This is a genomic window from Streptomyces sp. NPDC127177, assembly GCF_042672475.1.
Taxonomy (GTDB): Bacteria; Actinomycetota; Actinomycetes; order Streptomycetales; family Streptomycetaceae; genus Streptomyces.
In genome coordinates this window covers 15,716-34,965 of record NZ_JBHXUW010000075.1, presented here as the reverse complement: position 1 = coordinate 34,965, position 19,250 = coordinate 15,716, and the positions used below count along the sequence as shown (strand labels likewise).

17 protein-coding genes are annotated in these 19,250 nt (G+C 72.8%); 8 read left to right on the top strand and 9 right to left on the bottom strand.

The annotated features are described in order from the left end of the window. Window positions 1-91 precede the first annotated feature (91 nt). Genes ACFVJX_RS32165 through ACFVJX_RS32155 form a run of 3 tightly spaced genes read right to left on the bottom strand, consistent with a single transcriptional unit; the run spans window position 92 to window position 5,161 of the window. Complete coding sequence (locus tag ACFVJX_RS32165; RefSeq protein ID WP_384135153.1) at window positions 92-2,203, bottom strand: bifunctional serine/threonine-protein kinase/ABC transporter substrate-binding protein; 2,112 nt, start codon at window positions 2,201-2,203, stop codon at window positions 92-94. A gap of 5 nt (window positions 2,204-2,208) precedes the next feature. Further along, window positions 2,209-4,368, bottom strand: a complete 2,160-nt coding sequence (locus ACFVJX_RS32160) for a bifunctional serine/threonine-protein kinase/ABC transporter substrate-binding protein (RefSeq protein WP_384135150.1) — start codon at window positions 4,366-4,368, stop codon at window positions 2,209-2,211. Window positions 4,369-4,384: 16 nt separating this feature from the next. Then, a complete protein-coding gene (locus ACFVJX_RS32155) occupies window positions 4,385-5,161 on the bottom strand; it encodes a hypothetical protein (RefSeq protein WP_384135148.1) in 777 nt (258 codons plus the stop codon). A 255-nt stretch (window positions 5,162-5,416) separates the two neighbouring features. On the opposite strand from ACFVJX_RS32155, the gene ACFVJX_RS32150 reads away from it, so the two are divergent. Then, window positions 5,417-5,881, top strand: a complete 465-nt coding sequence (locus ACFVJX_RS32150) for a hypothetical protein (RefSeq protein ID WP_384135145.1) — start codon at window positions 5,417-5,419, stop codon at window positions 5,879-5,881. Between the two features lie 18 nt (window positions 5,882-5,899). Here ACFVJX_RS32150 and ACFVJX_RS32145 read toward each other — a convergent pair whose 3' ends face one another. Next, the gene (locus tag ACFVJX_RS32145; protein WP_384135142.1) at window positions 5,900-6,346 is read right to left on the bottom strand and encodes a MarR family winged helix-turn-helix transcriptional regulator; all 447 of its coding nucleotides are present in this window, start codon (window positions 6,344-6,346) and stop codon (window positions 5,900-5,902) included. A gap of 187 nt (window positions 6,347-6,533) precedes the next feature. Between ACFVJX_RS32145 and ACFVJX_RS32140 the strand changes: the two genes are divergently transcribed. Continuing rightward, the gene (locus ACFVJX_RS32140; protein WP_384135139.1) at window positions 6,534-7,154 is read left to right on the top strand and encodes an L-threonylcarbamoyladenylate synthase; all 621 of its coding nucleotides are present in this window, start codon (window positions 6,534-6,536) and stop codon (window positions 7,152-7,154) included. A gap of 38 nt (window positions 7,155-7,192) precedes the next feature. Here ACFVJX_RS32140 and ACFVJX_RS32135 read toward each other — a convergent pair whose 3' ends face one another. Beyond that, window positions 7,193-7,753: a hypothetical protein gene (locus ACFVJX_RS32135; RefSeq protein WP_384135137.1), complete on the bottom strand. Its 561-nt coding sequence runs from the start codon at window positions 7,751-7,753 to the stop codon at window positions 7,193-7,195. 245 nt (window positions 7,754-7,998) lie between these two features. On the opposite strand from ACFVJX_RS32135, the gene ACFVJX_RS32130 reads away from it, so the two are divergent. From ACFVJX_RS32130 to ACFVJX_RS32120, 3 genes are all read left to right on the top strand, one after another. Continuing rightward, window positions 7,999-10,449: a GTPase-associated protein 1-related protein gene (locus tag ACFVJX_RS32130; protein WP_384135134.1), complete on the top strand. Its 2,451-nt coding sequence runs from the start codon at window positions 7,999-8,001 to the stop codon at window positions 10,447-10,449. A gap of 128 nt (window positions 10,450-10,577) precedes the next feature. Then, on the top strand, window positions 10,578-11,036 hold the full coding sequence (locus ACFVJX_RS32125; protein ID WP_384135131.1) for a hypothetical protein: 459 nt from the start codon (window positions 10,578-10,580) through the stop codon (window positions 11,034-11,036). Between the two features lie 104 nt (window positions 11,037-11,140). Beyond that, window positions 11,141-12,730 carry a protein kinase gene (locus ACFVJX_RS32120; RefSeq protein ID WP_384135128.1) on the top strand — a complete coding sequence of 530 codons (1,590 nt, stop codon included), beginning with the start codon at window positions 11,141-11,143 and terminating at the stop codon, window positions 12,728-12,730. A 13-nt stretch (window positions 12,731-12,743) separates the two neighbouring features. Here the strand turns inward: ACFVJX_RS32120 and msrB are convergent, their stop codons facing one another. From msrB to ACFVJX_RS32100, 4 genes are all read right to left on the bottom strand, one after another. Next, window positions 12,744-13,148, bottom strand: a complete 405-nt coding sequence (msrB, locus tag ACFVJX_RS32115; protein ID WP_384135125.1) for a peptide-methionine (R)-S-oxide reductase MsrB — start codon at window positions 13,146-13,148, stop codon at window positions 12,744-12,746. A 10-nt stretch (window positions 13,149-13,158) separates the two neighbouring features. Next, complete coding sequence (murC, locus tag ACFVJX_RS32110) at window positions 13,159-14,553, bottom strand: UDP-N-acetylmuramate--L-alanine ligase (protein ID WP_384135122.1); 1,395 nt, start codon at window positions 14,551-14,553, stop codon at window positions 13,159-13,161. 70 nt (window positions 14,554-14,623) lie between these two features. Continuing rightward, window positions 14,624-15,076: an indole-3-glycerol phosphate synthase gene (locus ACFVJX_RS32105; RefSeq protein ID WP_384135159.1), complete on the bottom strand. Its 453-nt coding sequence runs from the start codon at window positions 15,074-15,076 to the stop codon at window positions 14,624-14,626. Between the two features lie 147 nt (window positions 15,077-15,223). Continuing rightward, on the bottom strand, window positions 15,224-15,988 hold the full coding sequence (locus ACFVJX_RS32100) for a pyrimidine reductase family protein (RefSeq protein ID WP_384135119.1): 765 nt from the start codon (window positions 15,986-15,988) through the stop codon (window positions 15,224-15,226). A 35-nt stretch (window positions 15,989-16,023) separates the two neighbouring features. On the opposite strand from ACFVJX_RS32100, the gene zapE reads away from it, so the two are divergent. The 3 genes from zapE to ACFVJX_RS32085 all read left to right on the top strand — a co-directional run bounded on the left by zapE (window position 16,024) and on the right by ACFVJX_RS32085 (window position 19,190). Next, entirely contained in the window at window positions 16,024-17,163 is a 1,140-nt protein-coding gene (zapE, locus tag ACFVJX_RS32095) for a cell division protein ZapE (RefSeq protein ID WP_384135116.1), read from the top strand. Between the two features lie 84 nt (window positions 17,164-17,247). Further along, the gene (locus ACFVJX_RS32090) at window positions 17,248-17,673 is read left to right on the top strand and encodes an OsmC family protein (RefSeq protein ID WP_073734893.1); all 426 of its coding nucleotides are present in this window, start codon (window positions 17,248-17,250) and stop codon (window positions 17,671-17,673) included. A 137-nt stretch (window positions 17,674-17,810) separates the two neighbouring features. Beyond that, window positions 17,811-19,190, top strand: coding sequence for an alkaline phosphatase PhoX (locus tag ACFVJX_RS32085; protein ID WP_384135112.1), 1,380 nt, complete (start codon window positions 17,811-17,813; stop codon window positions 19,188-19,190). Window positions 19,191-19,250 lie beyond the last annotated feature (60 nt).

Genomic DNA, 19,250 nt, shown 5'->3' with positions numbered 1-19,250 from the left:
CTTGTACACGGCAACGCTGCGCCCTTCGGGGGCGTTTTCCTTGGGGGGGCGCCCCCCCGCCCCTGCCGGGGTGCGGGGGGGGCCCCCCCTCTCAGACGGATTCGTAGGGACCCAGGAAGCGGGCCCGGCCCTTGTCGACCCGGTAGAGGTAGATTCCCGACTCGTACCGCACCTGGTGGGTGGTGTCGTAGAAGGACAGCCGCCGGGTGATGCCCCGGTAGTCGCCGCGCAGGATCCGCTGCCCCACGCCGTCGCGTGCGGAGCCCGTCGCGCGGCCCGGCCGGCCCACCCGGGCGATGAGCCCCACCGCGTCGTACGCCTCCGCGGCCCAGGTCGCCGGCGCCGAGCCGAACCTCTCGCGGTACGCGGCGGTGAAGCCCTTCGCGGACGGCAGCTCCGCCGGTTCGCTGTACGCCTCCGAGAACACCCAGCCCTCGGCTGCCGCGCCCGCGTCCCGGAGGAAGGCGGGCGCGAGGACGGGGCCGACGGACAGGCCCGTCCCGGTGAATCCGGCGGCCACAAGGTCGGTGGCGCAGCGGGCGCCCCGGACGGCCGACGATCCCGCGTGGACGACCGCCCCGGCCCCGGCGGCGACCGCGGCGCGGGCGACCGGTGCGAAGCTGTCGGTGGCCGCCTCGACGGGGTGCACGGTGATCTCGGTGCCCTTGATCGCGACGTCCCGGATGACGTTCGTGATCGCCCAGCTGCTCCGGGGGTCCTCGCGGTCCTCGATGACGAACACCCGCGCGAACCGCTCGACATGGGACAGGTAGTGGACCAGCCCGCCGGTCAGCGCGCTGTCGAAGGGCCGCAGTACGCACAGGGATTCCGACTCGGTACCCGACCGGACTGTGGTGGACCGGGCCGCTACGACGACCTGGGCCAGGCGCGCCTTCTCGTACCGGCCGGCGATCGCTTCGGTCACGACGTCCCCGGTGGGGCCGATGACGGCGAGCACCCGGGGATCGGCGATCAGCCGGTCGGCGACGCCGCGGGCACGGCTCGTGTCGCCTCCGTCGTCCTCTGTGCGCAGGGCGAGCCGGAAGGCCTTGTCCTCGCGGGAGTTGTGGTCGTCGACCGCGAGCCGGACGCCTCGTTCGTGGGCGAGGCCGACGGACCTGCCGGGACCCGTCAGATCCGCGTGCAGGCCGATCCGGTAGGTGGGGAGCGCGGGCGGGCTGCCGGCCGTGCCCTGTCGCCGGCCGGCCACCCAGGCCGCGGTGCCCCCGCCGGTGAGCAGGACGGCCCCGGCGGCGCCCGCGGTGAGGACGCGGCGGCGGGAGGGGCGGCGGGGTGGACCGGGGTCCTGGACGGCGGTGGGCGGTTCGGGGTCGGGCAGGGCGAGTGCGGCGGCGGAGCGCTCGGCGACCGCCGTGGCCAGCCCCGGCACCTCCCATTCGGTGCCCTCGGCCGCCAGCCGCCGCGCGACCTCCTGCGCCGTCGGCCGGTCGGCCGGGTCCTTGGCCAGGCAGTCGGTGACCAGGGGCAGCAGTCCGGGGGCAAGTGTGTCCAGGTCCGGCTCCTCGTGCACGGTCCGGAAGAGCAGCCCGGCCGGTGAGCCCTGGCCGAACGGCCGGCGTCCGGTCGCCGCGTACACGAGGACGCAGCCCAGCGAGAAGACGTCGCAGGCCGGCCCGACCGGCCCCGCCGAGGCCTGCTCCGGCGCCAGATAGCCGGGCGTGCCGATCACCATGTCGGTGGCGGTGAGCGCCGTGGCACCCGTGTGGCGGGCGACGCCGAAGTCGATGAGCCGGGGGCCGTCGAGCGCGAGGAGCACATTGCCGGGTTTGACGTCGCGGTGCAGGAGGCCGGCCCCGTGCACCGCGGCGATCGCCCCGGCGAGGCGGGCGCCGAGGGCCCGGACCGTGGCCACCGGCAGGGGCCCCTGCTCCTCGACGGACTCGCCCAGCGAGGGACCGGGCACGAACGCGGTGGCCAGCCAGGGCTCGGGGGCCTCGGTGTCGGCCCCGGTCACGGGGACGGCCCACGGTCCGGAGACCCGGGCCGCGGCCTCGGCTTCGCGCCGGAACCGGGCCCGGAAGCCGGGGTCGGCGGCGTGCTCGGCGCGGATCACCTTCACGGCGGCGAGCGCCCCGCCCGCCGAACGGGCGAGGTAGACCACGCCCATCCCGCCCGCACCGAGCCGGGCCAGCGGCCGGTACTCGCCGATGGCGCGCGGGTCCTGCGAGGTGAGCGGACGCACGGCTGTCAGGTCTCGCTCTTCGGCGCGGTGCCGAGGTAGGCGTAACTCCCGTTCCGTACGCCGTAGACGTAGGCGTCGCCGGCGTTCTTGATCCGGTGGTCCTCGCCGAAGGCGTACGTCCGGGCGATCCCCTTGTACGAGGACGCGGCGATCCTCGTCACGAGCGCGGTCCGGGTCGTGCGCTTCGGCTTGCCCGCCGTTCCCTTGGTGAGGGCGGTCACGGCGGCGATCACCATCCCGGTGGCGTCGTACGCCTCGGCGGCCCAGTGCGCGGGCGCGGCGTGGTAGGCGGCGCGGTGGTCGGCGGCGAACTCCTTGACCGCGGGCGCCGTCGGATCGATGTAGGGGGCGATGAACCCCCAGCCTTCGGCGGCCGGCCCGGCGTCCTCGATGAACCGCGCGTCCATGGCCGTGTGCATGGCCATCCGGGGCCCCTTGAAGGAGGTGTCCGCGAGCGCCCGTGCGGTACGGGCGGCCCCGGTGGTGTCACCGGCGTAGAAGAAGGCGTCGCTGGAGTGCTCCAGCATGTCCTTGACAACGGGAGCCAGATCGCGCGTGCCGGCCGGGATCACCCGCGGGTAGGTGGTCGCGGTGGTGATCTGGCCGGTCATCAGGTTGGTCAGGTAGCCCATCAGGTAGGCGGACTGCCCGCCGGACCGGTCGAGCAGCACTCCGAGCCGTTCGACGTCGGGCCGCAGCACCAGCCGTCTGATGACCGGCTGGGCCAGTACGGCGTCGGACGGCGCCGCCTGGAAGAACGACTTCCTGGACCGGGCGGTGTAGGTGATCTGGAGCGAGGACACGGTGACGACCGGAAGCATCGCCTCGTCGTACGCGCCGAGGACGGCCTCCGTGGCGGCGTCACTGGTGGGGCCGATGACGGCGAGCACGTCGCGGTCGCGGGTGAACCGGTCGGCCACCTCCGTCGCGCGGCCGGTGTCGCCCCGGTCGTCGAGTGCCTTGACGGTCAGGGTGAAGGGTCTGTCCTCGCGGGAGTTGAACCGCTCGACGGCGAGGCGGACCCCGCGTTCCTGGGCCTGCCCCGCGGCCTTCCGCGGACCCGACAGATCGGCCTGTACGCCGATGGTCCAGGCCCGCTCACCGGATTTGGCCGTGCCGGGGTTGCCCGTGTCGTCGGTCAGCCATTCCCGGACGGCGAATCCGGCGCCCGCCACCGCCACCACTCCGGCGCCGGCGAACAGCAGGACCTTGCGCCGGCCGGGACCGGTGGCGGGCGGAGCGCCCGCTTCCCCGGCGGCCGTCGGTTCGATGTCGGGCAGATCGAGCATGGCGGCGGACCGGTCGGCGATCAGCGACACGACGTTCTCGGGCAGCCAGTCGATGGAGCCGTTCGGGGCGTCCTCGGCGATCCGCGCGTCGAACCCCGCGGCGGTGGGGCGTGCGTCGGGCTGCTTGGCCAGCAAGGAGGTGAGCAGCGCGCGGAGTTCCTCGTCGTCGATCCCTTCGAGATCGGGTTCGTCGTGGACGGTCCGGTAGAGCAGCGCTTCGACGGCGCCGCTGCCGAACGGCGGCCGCCCGGTGGCGGCGTACGCCAGGAGACAGCCGAGGGAGAAGACGTCACTCGCGGGCCCGGCCGCCGTGCCGCCCCCCGAGGCCTGTTCCGGCGAGAGGAAGCCCGGGGTCCCCACGACGAGGTCGGTCGCGGTGAGCGCCGTGGCGTCGGCGGCCCGTGCGATACCGAAGTCGATCAGCCGGGGTCCGTCGGCCGTGAGCAGGACGTTACCGGGCTTGACGTCGCGGTGCACGAGTCCGGCCGCGTGCACAGCGGTCAGCGCGCGGGAGAGCAGCCGCCCGAGCACCCGGACGCTGCGCGCGGGCAGCGGCCCGCACCGGGCGACGGTCTCGGACAGTGCGGGACCGGGGACGAACGCCGTTGCCAGCCAGGGGCGTTCGCCCTCCGTCGCGGCGCCGGTGACCGGGACCGCCCAGGGGCTGTCCACCCGGCGGGCGGCCTCGACCTCTCGGCGGAACCGGGCCCGGAAGTCCCCGTCATCGGCGTACTCCGGCAGGATCACCTTGATCGCGGCCAGTGCTCCGGCGTCCGTGCGGCCGAGGTAGACGACACCCATCCCGCCCGCGCCGAGCCGCCCGAGCAGCCGGTGGCCGCCGATCCGTGCGGGGTCCGTGGGACGCAGCTGTTCCATCACGCTCTCCGCTCTCTCAGCTCTGCTTCTCGACGGCGGACCCGAGCCGCAGCAGCATGGTGGAATAGGCCCTGTTCGTGGCTTCGTCGATCTCCTCGTCCGTCCGGCCCTTGGCCCCCTTGCCGGTCACGGCCACGGTGAACTGGAGGAGCTGCCCCTGGTACCAGACATAGGGGTACGGACCGCCGCCGAGCTCGGTGTTCAGGTACTTCCCGGTCTCGAGCAGGCTGTCCTCGGCCGTCCGCTGCACGCCCTCCCCCTGCGCCAGCGCGCTCGCGACCATCGAGCCGATCTGTTCGCCCTGCCGCAGCTGCTGGGTGGGGCAGCGCATCGTCTCCTCCACCGATTCGGCCATCTCCCACCGGGCGTCGTCGCGGGTGCGGTGCACGGTGACGACGGCGGAGAGCCTCATCGGCCCCTTGCCGCTCGCCGCGGGCACCTCGAAGGAGCGGCTGAGGGTGGCGAGCACGTCGGCGCCCGGCTTCTTCTGCTGCCAGACGCAGTCGGTGCCCAGGTCGGGCCAGGTGGCCGGATCGCTCTCGTACGGGCTGCGCTTGACCACGCCGGGCCCGAAGGTGGCCGGGTCCGCGATGACCCGGCCGATGAGGTCGAGCGCCTCCTCGCGCGAGGAGGGCAGCCTGGCCGGGTCCGCGTCGGGCACGCCGTCGTCCCGGTGGCCCTGGGACGCGGACGCACTGGCGCGGCCGGTCGAACGGGCGCTCTTCCCCTCCCCGCCCGGGTCCCCGCCACTGCTGGAGCACGCCACCAGCACCAGTGGAGCCAGCACCAGCATTCCGTATCTGTGTATCGGCCCGCCGCACGTCACGATCAGCCACCCCGTCTCCCCGAAGACCGCACCCGATCCTAGGATCGCGAGCCCGCGGCCGGAGATCGTCGAGGAAACTGTTGCACCATAGGGACGTTGCGGTCCGGAGCCGTGGCCGGCCGGCGCACCTGGACGGCCCCGCCCGGGTGGCCGGTGCCCGGCACCTGTTGTCCACTGGGGCCGGCGGCCCCCGCGCGGGCGGCCGCGCGAATGGAGCCCGCCATGTCCTCGCAGTCCTCCGCAACGCCCGCCGCCCACGCGCACGACGCCGGCCGCTTCGTACGTGGCGTGGCCCGGGTGCTCGCCGCGGCCGGTCTCGCCGTGACGGCATATCTGCACGCGCACCTGGCGGGGCGGTACGACGGCGTCATGGCCGACATCAGCCAGGGGACGCTGTTCCGGATCGAGGCGGGTATGGCGGCGCTGGCCGCGCTCCTGGTCCTGGTCTGGCGCCGGTGGCCGGCCGATCTCTTCGCCTGGGCGGTCGCGACGGGCGGAGTCGCGCTGCTGCTGATCTACCGGTACGCGGACATCGGCGCCTGGGGCCCGTTCCCCGGCATGTACGAACCGTCCTGGTACCTCGACAAGCGGATCACCGTCGTGGCGCAGGCGGTCGCGATGGTCGCCACCGTGTATCTGCTGCTCTTCCGGCCGCTGCCCCGGACCCGCGGTGGCCGTCTGCACTGAGTGACGGGCCCGCTCCGGTCACTCCCGCGGCCAGGGCCGCCCGTCGAGGCGCTCGATGTCGCGGTTGAGCCGGGCCAGGTTGTCGGCGAGCTGGGCCGCCTCCTCGGGCGTCCAGTCGGCCAGCAGGGCACCGAGGCCCTCCAGGTTCTCCGCCCGGTCCCGGTCCAGGCGCTGCGCGCCCTCCTCCGTGATGACGAACTTGCGGGCGATGCCGCCGTCCGGATCGGGGATGCGCTCGACGACACCGGCCCGCAGCATGGCGGCGGTCTGCCGGTTCAGCGTCGAGGCGTCCAGACCGAAGGCGTCCCGGAGGTCACCGATGGACATCGGGCCCTCGACCTGGATACGACTGAGGAGGATGTACGCGCTCCGGTCCAGTCTGCCGCCTCCCCTGGAGGCGAGCAGGTTCATATGACGGCCGAGCAGCATGGTCTCGAATTCGATCCGGTCCACAGGCATGTCCACGCGAGGCTTCTTTCGACTGCGAGTGCGGGGCCGTCCTCCCGCCGGAAGGCCGCCTCTGTACAGATATACCACGGATTGTATGCATGATGCATTGCGTGTGCACGACACACTTCTTATGCATGCTACACATCACATGCGTGGCGCGCGGGCCCGGACCGACCCGCCTTCACGGCCGTAGACTCGCCGGATGGCGAAGTATTTCGATGTTCACCCCGAAAACCCTCAGCGGCGCACCATCAACAACGTGGCCGACAGCATCCGCTCCGGCGCGCTCGTCGCGTACCCCACGGACTCCTGTTACGCGCTGGGGTGTCAGCTCGGCAGCCGTGACGGCATCTCCCGCATCCGTTCGATCCGCAACCTCGACGACCGCCATCACTTCACACTGATGTGCCAGAACTTCGCCCAGCTCGGGCAGTTCGTGCACATCGACAACGACGTGTTCCGCGCGGTCAAGGCGGCGACTCCCGGCAAGTACACCTTCATCCTGCCGGCGACGAAGGAGGTGCCGCGTCAGCTGCTGCACCCGAAGAAGAAGACCGTCGGCGTCCGCATCCCCGACCACGCCGTCGTCCAGGCCCTCCTGGAGGAGCTCGGTGAGCCGCTGCTCTCCAGCACCCTGCTCCTGCCCGACGAGGAGGAGCCGCTGACCCAGGGCTGGGAGATCAAGGAGCGCCTCGACCACGAGGTGGACATCGTGGTCGACTCCGGCGACTGCGGCACCGAACCGACCACGGTGATCGACTTCTCCAGCGGCGAGCTGGAGATCGTGCGCCGGGGCGCGGGCGACACCTCACGCTTCGAGTGACTCGGTGTTCCCGGCGGCACGCGCCGGGAACCCTGCGGTCACCGCGCCGGGGCCGGGTCCCGCTGCCACGTGTCGAACCCCCACGCCGGATGACGGGCGCTCAGGTACGGCAGGTGGCCGTCCCAGTCGGCGGTCTCCAGTGCCTCGACGGACCGGAGCGTGATGTCCCCCGCGGCATCGATGCCGAAGCCCCAGGAGAAGCCGGCCATCGGCAGCACGCTCCGCTCCTCTCGGTCCCAGGGCGTCCGCGCCAGGAAGCTGTGCGCCAGCCAGGTCAGTGGCCGCCGCTCCGCGCGTGACGGGGCGTCGAACAGGGTGGGGCTGATACCGAAGAAGGCGTACGGGGACGGCGCGTCCTCGAAGAGGATGAACGGGTCCATCTCGAACTCGGCGCCACCGGACTCGTTGTCCGTCGACCGCACCAGCTGGACCCAGCCGAACATGGCCCGGTATCCCCTGCCGGGGTAGTTCACGGTGGCCGTGCAGCACGGAAAGCCTTGTGTGGCGGGGTGCTTGCCGATCGTCAGCGGATCGTCGACCTGTTCCAGGGCCACGGTCACATCGCCGGTCCCACCGTCGTGCGAGAAGGGAAGGATCATCCCCTCACCCTTGCCGGGCCGGTCAACTGCCGCAAGGCCGTAATGAGTCGGCGATGTCCGGCCGCCCGGCCCGCCGCCCGGGGCCGTTCGTCTCACGGGGACCCGGCGGTCCTTGATAGCGTCGCCCCCGCGACTGCGGAACACTCCCCGCCGGGGTCGTCGCTCTGCCGGGACGGCGCTGCCACCACGGGACGGCGGGTGCGTGGCACGGGGACGGTCACGGCAGGGACGAAGAGAGCCGACGCATGAGCCTCGCGCAGTTGCATTACACCTCCGCAACGGACGCGGACGGGTCCGCAGCCGGTGAGGAGGAGCCGATACGGGGCCGCTTCAGCACAGTTGACGCGGCGATACCCGCGGCCGTGCTCACCGAGGCCGGTCCGCTCCTGGCGTACGAGCCGCCGGCCGGCACCCCGCGGCAGGTCTCGGACAGCGCGCTGCGCGCACTGCCCGAGGTGTTCAGCTTCAGCGTGCTGTCCGACGGCAGCCATCTGCTGTCCCGGACCGTGCCGGTCCGGCCCGCGCAGGCGTCCGCCGTGGGCTTCCACGCGCACGCGGTCCATCTCCCCACCGGAACCCGGCTGCCCGGCGGCATGCTCCCCATCACCGCCTGCCGGTCGGCGCGCTGGGCGGCCACCACACCGGACCGGACCCCCGCCGACCCCATCACCGCGCTGTCCGCCGGCGCGAGCCGGACCGGCGAACGCGAGGGGCTCAACGACTTCGCCGTCTCCCGCGGGCCCTGGCTCGCGGGCGTTCTGGCCGATCTGCGCCTGGTCAGCGAGACCGACGAGTCGGCCAGGGTCGTGCTCGTCGAGCGGCAGAGCGCGGATGTGGCCCGCTGGATCGCCCTGGCCTCGGCCGTACTGCCCGCGGAGAGTGCCGAGCGGCTGACCTTCACCACCTACTCCCGCCACCCGCGAAAGGCCCCGCAGTCCATCGTCGGAGTGCTGCCGCAGGACGCGCACGAGCTGTCCGGCCCCGGGTTCCGGGTGCACACCTGCACCGGCCCGCGCCCGGAGGGGACGGTGGACGACGCCTGGGCCGAGACCGCGGCCCGGATCTGGCGCAGCCGGGCACCCGAGCTGTTCCGGGAGGCGGCCGAGCTGCCCGGGGAGCCGTTCGCCGCCGGTCCGGTGGCCGTGACGGCGCTGTGCGCGGGGATCTCACTGGGGCCCGGCGGGCGTGCCGCCGCCGCGGGCTGGGCCGCCGAGCGGCCCTACGCGCTGGACGCGAAGCGGACCCGGCAGCTGGTCGACGCCCTGACCGCACCGGGCGTCGATGACCGCACCGGACCCGAATTCGATGCCGCGGGGCGGCTGTTCGCCGCGCTCGACGGCCGCTCCCCCGCGACCACCACGGTCCCGCTGGCCGCGATGCTGGTGACGGAGGCGGTACGCGGTGGGAACGGCTCCGTGGAGCTGCCCGGCCGCACGGCCTTCAGCGGCCCGGAGGGCGTGGCCGTCGCCGCCCGGCTGGGCCCGGAGATCATGACCGAGCTGGGCGGCGCCGGAGCCGGGCTGGACGTGGCCAGGACGGTGCAGTTGCTGCGGGTGGCCCGGCTGCTCGGCGTGGACTGCGCGGAGCTGCTGCCCGGCGTCGTGCGGCGGCTGGCTCCCGCGTTGCTCGCGGACACGGCGCAGGTGCCCGGCTGGGCGCCCGCACTGCTGGAGCTGATGGACGAGCAGTTCGACGTCCGTACGGCGCTGCTCGGGGCGCTGGACCGGATAGCGCCGCGGGACCCCGCGGGGGCGGAGCGGCTGCTGGGCCGGGTGCCGCTGCCGTTCACCGGCACCCAGTTGCTGCCGCACCTGCGGATGTGCGCGGAGGCGCCCGAGGCCAAGGCGGCCTGCGGCGCCGACCGGGTGGGTGCGGTGCACCGGGTGCTGCGGGCCGCCGGGATGTCCCCGTTCGCGGAGCCGCTCGTGCTGCGGACGGCCGTGGGCCTGGTCTGGGAGGAGGGTGCTCCGACGGTGGGCGAGGCGCGGCTGCTCCTGGAGGCGGCGACGTCGGACGCGCACCGGACGGCGGGCACCTGGTCGCACCTCGTGGCCGCTGCCCTGCAGGCGCCCGCGGAGGACGAAGGGGCGCCGGAGCTCGCCCATGACCTGCTGCGCGGGTTCCCGCAGGAGATCGGGGGCCGGGAGCGCGGCGCGCTGCTGCTCCTGGACTTCGCCCGTGAGCTCCGGTCGGACACGGCGGCGCCCGACTGGGCGGAGCGGGTGCGCGGGCTGCGGCCGGACGCCGAGCCGGTGGAGCCCGGGGTGCTCGGCCACGCGTTCGGCGCCCTGGCCGCGCGGCTGCTCGCCCCGGACGGGCCGGAGGCGGAGCTGTACGCCCTCGTGCACAGCGGCGACGCGGATCTCATCGCCGCCTACGACCGGGCCGCGCGCGGTGCCGACGTCCGGGCCCGGCTGGTGGCCGAGCCCGGCTACGCGGCCGACTGCTTCGCCGTGTGGACGGCCCACCCGCACGCGGGGGCGGAGTGGAGCGGAACGGCCACCGCCCTGCTGGAGCAGGTGCTGCGCCCCGCGGTGCGCACCCTGTCCGCGGAGGGGGTGGCAGCCGTGGAGGAGGCCGTCGGGCGCTCGGGCAGCAGCGGCCGGGCGGAGGCCTTCCGCGACTGGAACCGCCGGGGCCAGGGCACCCTGGGCCGGCTGGGCAGGCGGCTCGCGGGCCGCGTCCGCCGAGGCTGACCCCGGCCCCCGGCCCCACCTGGGCCGCACCCGCGTGTGTCGCAGGTCGTGCGCCCCGCCGGGTACCTTGGTGTGTACCGATCTCGTGGGCCTCCTGGCGGGCTGCGTGAAACCCCAGGAGGAACAGAATGACGACGAACCGCGGCCGCAAGGACGTGATCCGGGACCGGATGGCCGCCACCGGTGAGTCGTACAACGTGGCCGCCCGCAATCTCAAGGCGATGAAGGACATGGGCGCCACGCGTGAGGCCGTCCTGACCCAGCGCTGGCGCCCGGCCGAGTCCCTCGACGTGCCCTGCCCGTGCGGCGGTACGTGCGAGCCCGGCGAGAGCTGCGAGCGGTGCCACGCCCGGCACCGGCACGTGGCGCGCTACCCGGGCAGCGCCACGGACGTGGAGACGTGGGTCGACCGCTACGAGTGCACCGGCTGTCCGGCCTCGTACACGCTCATCGTCCAGCTGCCCGGCCGGCCCTGGGGCGTGGCGGAGACGGTGATCCAGGGCGGTTCGGCCGAGGAGGTCGTGCGGGCCCGGGTCTTCCCCGGTGTGGTCCACCCGCTGCTGAAGCCGGAGACCGACGAGGCCTGACCGGCGTGCCGCCCGCCTCTTCCGGGGGCGTCGTCAACGGATCTTCGGTCGGGGAGGTTTCCGGGCCGGTCGCTGCGTAGGCTTCTGCCCGGGAGCCGACGGGCGTGCCGCAGCGTCGGGACACCCCGTACACGACGATCGAAGGGGGCCGCTCGGTGCGTGGAGAGGTGCTCGAAGGCCGCTACCGGCTGGTGGAGCTGCTCGGGGCCGGCGGGATGGGCCAGGTGTGGCGGGCTGTCGACTCACGGCTCGACCGTGATGTCGCCGTCAAGGTCATTACCCAGAGCCCCCTCACGACCAGCCAGTCGGCCGCCCGGTTCCGTCAGGAGGCACGGGCCACCGCGCGTCTGACCCACCCGCGCATCGTGACCATTCATGACCACGGCGAGGCCGCTCTCGGTGGCGACCACATGCTCTTCCTGGTCATGGAGTTGGTTCCCGGCCGCTCCATGGCCGACTTCGCCGCGACGGAACGGCGGGACGTCGAGACCGTCGTGGCCTGGGGGCTCCAGATCTGCGCCGGTCTCGCGGCCGCCCACCGTGCAGGTGTCGTCCACCGGGACATCAAGCCGGCGAACGTCATGGTCTACGGGGACGGCGAACTCGACCTGAAGATCTGCGACTTCGGCATCGCGAGGCTGATCGAGGAGACCGGGGCCGGGCTCACGGGCACCGGTGCCGCGATCGGCACGCCCGCCTACATGTCGCCGGAACAGGCACGCGGTGACAGAACCATCGACGGGCGCAGCGACCTCTACTCACTGGGCTGCCTGCTGTACGAACTCCTGGCCGGGCGCCCGCCCTTCGAGGGGACGGGCTGGCCGGTGCTGGCCCAGCACATCGGTCAGCCGCCGGAACCGGTGAGGAATCTGCGTCCCGGTGTTCCGGCCGCTCTCGACCATCTGGTCCTCCGGCTGCTGCGGAAGGACCCGGAACACCGGCCCGCCACTGCCGAAGAGGTGTCCGAGAGCCTGCGCGGGGTGCTGGACGGCGTCGCGGCGGTGTCCCCCCAGGTCCGGGCACAGGCCGAGGCCCCTACGGTCGACGGCACCCGTGAACCGGCAGCGGAGCCCCCGCGGGCAGTCCCTTCGCCCACCGAGCCCGGCCCCCGGCCCGTCGTACAGACGGTGCCGGGAGCCGGGCGCGTATCGGCCTGGAGCGCGCTGCTCGCCACCGGCTCGCTCTGGGCCCAGTTCGCCCTGCTGACCGGCTGGTCCCCGGTCTGGACCCTGGCGCTGTGCGTCCCGGTCTTCCTCGTCGCCATGGCGGCGGCTTACATGGGGGCGCCCACCGTTTCGCCGGACGACAAGACCGACGCGGACACGGGTCTGGTCGCCATGGCGTTGCTCTGCACGGTGCTCAGCGCCGTGTTCCTGCTCTTCTGGCCCCCGTCGCCGTGGTGGACGGCGCTGCTGTTCGGTGTGTTCGGCGGTCCCGTGCTGGTCCTCACCGGCATGGGGTTGCGCAGGGCCGTCACGGCGGTGGTCCGCAGGGCGCCGTGGCAGACCGCCGCCGCCACGGCGGCCGGTCTGCTCAACGGCGTCGCCCTGGCCGGGCTGCTGGCCGCCCGGGGTGGTCTTTCCGTACCCCTCTCGATTGCGGCCGGCGCGGGTGCCTGGGCGGTCGTCGCGCTCCTGATCAACCTGCTGCTGCCCCGCGCCGGGGCAGTTGCCGAGGCGCGGGTGCAGGGCTGATCCGGGCCCCGGATCAGGCGTCGGGTGTCAGCCGCAGGGAGATGGAGTTGATGCAGTACCGCTGGTCCGTGGGGGTCGGGTAGCCCTCGCCCTCGAAGACGTGGCCCAGGTGCGAGCCGCAGCGGGCGCAGCGCACCTCGATGCGGACCATGCCGTGGCTGCGGTCCTGGATCAGCTCGACCGCGTCGGTGTCCTTCGGGTCGTAGAAGGACGGCCAGCCGCAGTGCGACTCGAATTTGGTGTCGGAGCGGAACAGCTCCGCGTCACAGGCGCGGCAGGAGTAGACACCCGTCGTCTTCGTGTCGGTGTATTCGCCGACGAAGGCGGGCTCGGTGCCGGCCTGGCGCAGCACCGCGTACTCGGCGGGGGACAGCTCCGCCCGCCACTCCTCGTCCGGCTTGTCGATGTCGTACGGCACGGTGGCTCCCTCAGCTCGACAGGTGGTCCAGGATCTGCGGGCCGAGGTCCGTGACATCGCCCGCTCCCATGGTGAGAACGAGATCGCCGGGCTTCGCCATTCCCGCGACGGCCTCGGGGACGTTCGCCTTGTCGTGGACGGCGGTGACGTCGGCGCCGGCCGCCCGCGCCGCATCGATGATCAGGCTGCTGGTGATGCCGGGGATCGGGTCCTCGCGGGCCGGGTAGATGTCCAGCACGACGGAGGCGTCGGCCAGCGCGAGGGCCTGGCCCATCTCGGTGCCGAGCTCCTGGGTGCGGGAGAAGAGGTGGGGCTGGAAGACGACCAGGAGGCGGGCGTCGGCGGCGGCTCCGCGCATCGCCTCCAGGTCGGCGGTCATCTCCGTGGGGTGGTGCGCGTAGCTGTCGATGACCTGTACTCCGGCGGCCTCGCCCTTGAGCTGGAGGCGGCGCTTGACCCCGGTGTACTTGCCGAGGGCCGAGGCGAGGTTGTGCGCCGGGATGCCGAGGGCGACGCCGGCGGCGAGGGCGGCCACCGCGTTGAGCGCGTAGTGGCGGCCGGGGACGGAGACGGTGAAGGTGAGGAACCTGCCGTTGAGGACGACCGTGACCTCGCTGGTCAGACCGCGCTGGGTGATCTTGTGGACGCGTACGTCGGCGTCCGCGGCCTCTCCGTAGGTGACGACCTTGAGCTCGGCCAGGTCGCGCACCCGGCGGGTCAGCTCGACGGCGCCGGACTGGTCGGCCGAGACGACCAGGGTGCCGCCGGGCACGATCTTGCCGGTGAAGGTCTCGAAGGAGTCGTAGATCTCGTCCATCGAGGCGTAGTTCGCGTGGTGGTCCAGCTCGACGTTGAGGACGATCGCGACCTCGGGGTCGTACTTCTGGAAGCTCCGGTCGCTCTCGTCGGCCTCGGCCACGAAGACCGCGCCCTCGCCGTGCGTGGCGTTGGTGCCCGGTCCGGCGAGGTCGCCGCCGATCGCGTACGAGGGGTCGAGGTTCAGCTCTGTGAGGGCGACGGCCAGCATGGAGGTGGTGGTCGTCTTGCCGTGGGTGCCGGCGACGGCGATGGCCCGCAGCCCCTCCATCAGCGAGGCGAGCGCGTCGGAGCGGTGCACGACGGGGATCGAGAGCTCCCCGGCGCGCACCAGCTCCGGGTTGTCGGAGCGGATGGCGCTGGAGACGACCACGCAGGTGGCGTCGTCCGCCAGATGTCCGGCGCCGTGTCCGATGTGGACGGTCGCCCCCAGCGCGCGCAGGGCCTCGGCCGTGGCGGACTCCTTGGAATCGCTTCCCGCGACCTTCGCACCGCGCTGGGTGAGGATCTTCGCGATGCCCGACATTCCGGCGCCGCCGATGCCGATGAAGTGCGGCCGTTCCATGGCGGCGGGGATGCCGGGTGCCATCTGTGCTCCTGCGTTCGCGGTTCGGGTTTCGATTCGCGGCCGAGGGCCAGCCCGGACCGCGGGTGCCAGCCTATTCGCTGTGCGCGAAGAGCTTGAGCACCGGTACGCCGACCTTGTGCCGGGCGCGGGACGCCCAGTCACGGTGGAAGAACTCCTCCACGTAGTGCGGCGCTGTCAGCACGATGACCTCGTCGGCCTCCGACTCCTCGACCACGGACGTGAGCTTGTCCAGGGGGTGGGCCTCGATCACCTGTCCGACGGCTTCGGAGCCCGACTGCCGCAGGGCCTCCAGGGACACCTCTAGCGCGAGTTCCGCGGACTGTCTGGCGCTCTTGCCCTCCGGCTCCTCACTCTCCCGGGCCGCTTCCTTCAGTTCGCCCATCGCCAGGTCGTCGATGGCCCGCAACAGGACATCCGCCTGGTCGCCACGCGGCTGCATGAGCACGACGAAGGAGATCTGCTCCTCCCCGTGCAGGGTGGTGACGAACTCGACGTCCTCGGAAGTGAGGGGCTTCTCGATCATCAAAACGCTGGTGAACACCACAGGCGCCCTTCTGCTTCAGTGACCGTCTCCGGCCACTGCTGAAACCATCCTTCCCCGTGCTCGCACGGGTTCTGCGAACCATTCTGCCCACCGAAAGCTAACCGGAACGGGATATTCCGCTGATTGTCAGATCCGACGGTACCGAGAGAAGAGAAACCCGGCCTCCTCCAGCACCGATGCCAGGGCGAATCGTTCCGGCACCGCCACCGACGGACCGCCCGCGATCCGCTGGGCGTCCCCGGCGGTCAGCATCGGCGCCAGCGTCAGACACAGCTCGTCCAGCACACCCGCCGCCACGAACTGCCCGAGCATCCGGGGCCCGCCCTCGGTCAGCAGCCGCCGGTGGCCGCGGGCCGCCAGCTCCCGTACGGCCCTGGCGGGATCCACCCGGGACCCCTCCCCCGCGATCACCACGTCGGCGCCCGCCTTGCGGGCCTCCGCGATCCGGTCCGGCGGCGCGCCCGCGCCGGTCAGCAGGAGCGTGGGGACCAGCGGCGAGACGAAGAGCGGCAGCGAGAAGTCCAGGTCCAGGCTGCCGCTCACCACGGCGACCGCGGGGGCGGGGCCCTGACCGGCCGCCGCCCGCCGGGCCGCGAAGGCATCCCGGGCGCGGGCCGGCCGGTACCCCTCCAGCCGTACGGTCTCCGCGCCCGCGATCACCACGTCGGCGAGCCCCCGCAGGGTGCCGAAGATCCGCATGTCGCTCTCGCAGGAGATCGGCTGCGAGCGGCCGTCGTGCTGGGCCGCGCCGTCGAGCGTCGACACCATGTTGGCGCGCAGCCAGGAGCCGTCCGTATCGGGATAGGCGTAGGCGTCGGCGAGGGCGTCGAGGCCCCACTCACCTGGGTCGTCGGCGGCTGTCAGGTCGGTCACAGGGAACAGGCGTCGCATGTCAGGCAGTCTGGCACGGCCTAAGCTGGGTGGTTGTGTCGTCCTCCCACGCCGTGCCGGGGCCCAGCCCCATAGCCGAAACGGCCCCGCTGTCCCTGTGCGCCCTCGAACCACGCGTCCCCGCCGACCGGCTGGTCGCCGAGATGGTGCCGCCGCCGCGTTTCGACTCGGTGCGCTTCGATACGTACGTCCCCGACCCGAACCAGCCGAGCCAGATCGAGGCGGTCAAGGTCCTCGGCGACTTCGCGGCCGGGCTCGGCGGGGCGCACGCGACGGGCTCGGGCAGATCCGGAAGAGCGCGAGGCGCATCCGTCGACGGGTGGTGGCGGGCGCCGGGCGGGTGGTTCGGGAAGAAGGCCCAGGCGCCCAGCGGCCCGCGCGGTGTCTACCTCGACGGCGGCTACGGCGTCGGCAAGACCCATCTGCTCGCCTCGCTCTGGCACGCCACGCCCGCCGCCCCGTCCCTGAAGGCGTTCGGGACCTTCGTCGAGCTGACGAACCTGGTGGGCGCGCTCGGCTTCCAGCAGACCGTGCAGACGCTGAGCGGCCACCGGCTGCTGTGCATCGACGAGTTCGAGCTCGACGACCCGGGCGACACCGTGCTGGTCTCCTCGCTGTTGAGCCGGCTGGTCGAGGCGGGCGTGGCGCTCGCGGCGACCTCAAACACGCTGCCGGGCAAGCTCGGTGAGGGGCGGTTCGCTTCGGCCGACTTCCTGCGGGAGATCCAGGGCCTCTCCTCGCACTTCCGCCCGCTGCGCATCGACGGCGAGGACTACCGCCACCGAGGTCTGCCGGAAGCCCCGCCGCCGTACTCGGACGAGCAGGTCACCCGGGCCGCGTACGCGACCGATGGCGCCAGCCTGGACGACTTCCCGGCGCTGCTCGACCATCTGGCCCGCGTCCATCCGAGCCGGTACGGCGCGCTGACGGACGGCGTCCGGGCGGTGTGCCTCACCGAGGTGCGGCCGGTGCCCGACCAGTCGACGGCGCTGCGACTGGTGGTGCTAGCGGACCGGCTGTACGACCGCGAGGTTCCGGTGCTCGCCTCCGGGCTGCCGTTCGATCAGCTTTTCAGCGAGGAGATGCTGAACGGGGGGTACCGGAAGAAGTACTTCAGGGCAATCTCCCGGCTGACCGCGCTGGCGCGTGACGCAAAGGGACTGGTGGCGCAGTAGGTTCGGGGGCGTAACACCGGCCGGGCACGACGGAGTGCCCCGCCACTCCCGTACAACCGCGCATTCCGTTCGAAGGGATCCAGCATGGCTACCACGCGTCAGGCTCACACGGTCTGGGAAGGCAACCTGATCGAGGGCAAGGGCGTCGTCACCCTCGATTCCTCGGGGATCGGGGAGTACCCGGTCTCCTGGCCGTCCCGCGCGGAGAAGGCGAACGGCAAGACCAGCCCGGAGGAGCTCATCGCCGCGGCGCACTCCAGCTGCTTCTCGATGGCGCTGTCCAACGGTCTGGCCACGGCGGGCACCCCGCCCACCCGTCTGAACACCCAGGCGGAGGTCACCTTCCAGCCGGGTACCGGCATCACCGGGATCCACCTCACCGTCGAGGGCGAGGTGCCGGGTCTCGACGAGGCCGGCTTCGTCAAGGCGGCCGAGGACGCGAAGGCGAACTGCCCGGTCAGCCAGGCGCTGACGGGCACGACGATCACGCTGAGCGCCTCGCTCGCCTGAGTCCCGCGCCGGGCCTGGTGAGGCCCGGGGCACGCACGGGACACGGATGAGGCCGGTGACCCGCATGGTTCCCGCGCGATGGCGCGCGTGGTACACACATGCGGGTCACTCTCCTTTCCCTCACAGGGAGTTGCCTCATGTCATCCGCAGCTGCACAACAGCCCGCGACACGACGTCAGGTCCTGGCCGGTACGGGCGCGGCCGTGGCCACGGTCGCCTTCGCCGGGGCGTTCACCGAACTCTTCGCCGGTACCGCCGCCGCCCGAGGACACGGCGGGTACGGCCCGCTGGTGCCCGACCCCGACGGACTGCTCGATCTGCCGAAGGGCTTCCGGTACCGGGTGCTCTCCAGGGAGGGCGAACCGCTCCGCTCCGGCGAGGGCCCGGTCCCCAGCCACTGCGACGGCATGGCCGCGTTCGCCGGCCGGCGCGGGCACGTCCGGCTGGTGCGCAACCACGAGAACCGCGTCGACGCGGCGATCGCCGTGCCGACCGTCGAAGGGCTGACCTACGACCCGATGGGCAAGGGCGGCTGCACGGCCCTGGAGCTGGACAGCGACAACCGCGTCCTGACCGAGCGCGTCGCCATCGCCGGTACGGCGGTCAACTGCGCCGGCGGGCGCACCCCCTGGGACACCTGGCTGACCTGCGAGGAGACCGAGGACAAGGCCGGCACCAACGGCTACACCAAGGACCACGGCTACATCTTCGAGGTGGACGGCGCCGATCCGCGCCGCACCGGAGCCGTGCCGCTCACCGCGATGGGCCGATTCCAGCACGAGGCGATCGCGATCGATCCGCGCAACGGTGTCGTCTACGAGACCGAGGACGCGTTCGAGAAGCCCTTCGGGCTGTTCTACCGCTTCCTGCCGGAGAAGCCGCTCGGCGGCACGGGCTCGCTCCGGGCCGGCGGACAGCTGGAGGCCATGCGGGTGCCGGGCGTCCCCGACCTCTCCGCGGTCCAGGAGACCGGCACGAGCTTCGAGGGGATCGAGTGGGTCCCCGTGCCGGACCCGCTGGCGGCCGAGACGCCCATCCGGTTCCAGGACTTCGGGCCGAGGGGCATCAGCCACGGCCAGAAGCTGGAGGGCTGCTACTGGGGCGGGACGTGCGTCTACTTCGTCTCCAGCTTCGCGCACAGCTCCGAGGGATCGGCGGCGGACCACTTCGGCCAGGTGTGGCGTTACGAGCCGCAGCGGCGCCGGCTGACCCTGGTCATCGTCTTCGGCCCCGGTACGGACATCCAGCTGCCCGGAGAGTCCCCGGACAACATCACCCTGGCCCCCCACGGCGGTCTCATGGTGTGCGAGGACGGCGGCGGCGCCCAGCACGTGTTCGGACTGACCAGGCGCGGTGAGGTGTACGCGATGGCACGCGGCCGGCAGAACATCGGAACGCCCCAGGAGCCGGAGTGGGGCGAGTTCGCCGGGGTCACGTTCGCCCCGGACTACGCGACGATGTTCATGAACTGCTACACACCCGGCACGACGTTCGCCGTGACGGGTCCGTGGCACTGACCCGCTGAGCCGCTGCTCCGGACGGCGGGCGGGCACGTCCACCCGCCGTCCGGGGGCCGC

Bases quoted from the DNA above. Each gene is read 5' to 3' on its own strand.
- murC (WP_384135122.1), bottom strand. From the start codon at position 14,553: ATGGCACCCGGCATCCCCGCCGCCATGGAACGGCCGCACTTCATCGGC.
- ACFVJX_RS32090 (WP_073734893.1), top strand. From the start codon at position 17,248: ATGGCTACCACGCGTCAGGCTCACACGGTCTGGGAAGGCAACCTGATC.
- ACFVJX_RS32135 (WP_384135137.1), bottom strand. From the start codon at position 7,753: ATGATCCTTCCCTTCTCGCACGACGGTGGGACCGGCGATGTGACCGTG.
- ACFVJX_RS32155 (WP_384135148.1), bottom strand. From the start codon at position 5,161: ATGCTGGTGCTGGCTCCACTGGTGCTGGTGGCGTGCTCCAGCAGTGGC.
- ACFVJX_RS32125 (WP_384135131.1), top strand. From the start codon at position 10,578: ATGACGACGAACCGCGGCCGCAAGGACGTGATCCGGGACCGGATGGCC.
- ACFVJX_RS32105 (WP_384135159.1), bottom strand. From the start codon at position 15,076: ATGATCGAGAAGCCCCTCACTTCCGAGGACGTCGAGTTCGTCACCACC.
- ACFVJX_RS32140 (WP_384135139.1), top strand. From the start codon at position 6,534: ATGGCGAAGTATTTCGATGTTCACCCCGAAAACCCTCAGCGGCGCACC.
- ACFVJX_RS32150 (WP_384135145.1), top strand. From the start codon at position 5,417: ATGTCCTCGCAGTCCTCCGCAACGCCCGCCGCCCACGCGCACGACGCC.
- ACFVJX_RS32130 (WP_384135134.1), top strand. From the start codon at position 7,999: ATGAGCCTCGCGCAGTTGCATTACACCTCCGCAACGGACGCGGACGGG.
- ACFVJX_RS32085 (WP_384135112.1), top strand. From the start codon at position 17,811: ATGTCATCCGCAGCTGCACAACAGCCCGCGACACGACGTCAGGTCCTG.
- ACFVJX_RS32100 (WP_384135119.1), bottom strand. From the start codon at position 15,988: ATGCGACGCCTGTTCCCTGTGACCGACCTGACAGCCGCCGACGACCCA.
- ACFVJX_RS32160 (WP_384135150.1), bottom strand. From the start codon at position 4,368: ATGGAACAGCTGCGTCCCACGGACCCCGCACGGATCGGCGGCCACCGG.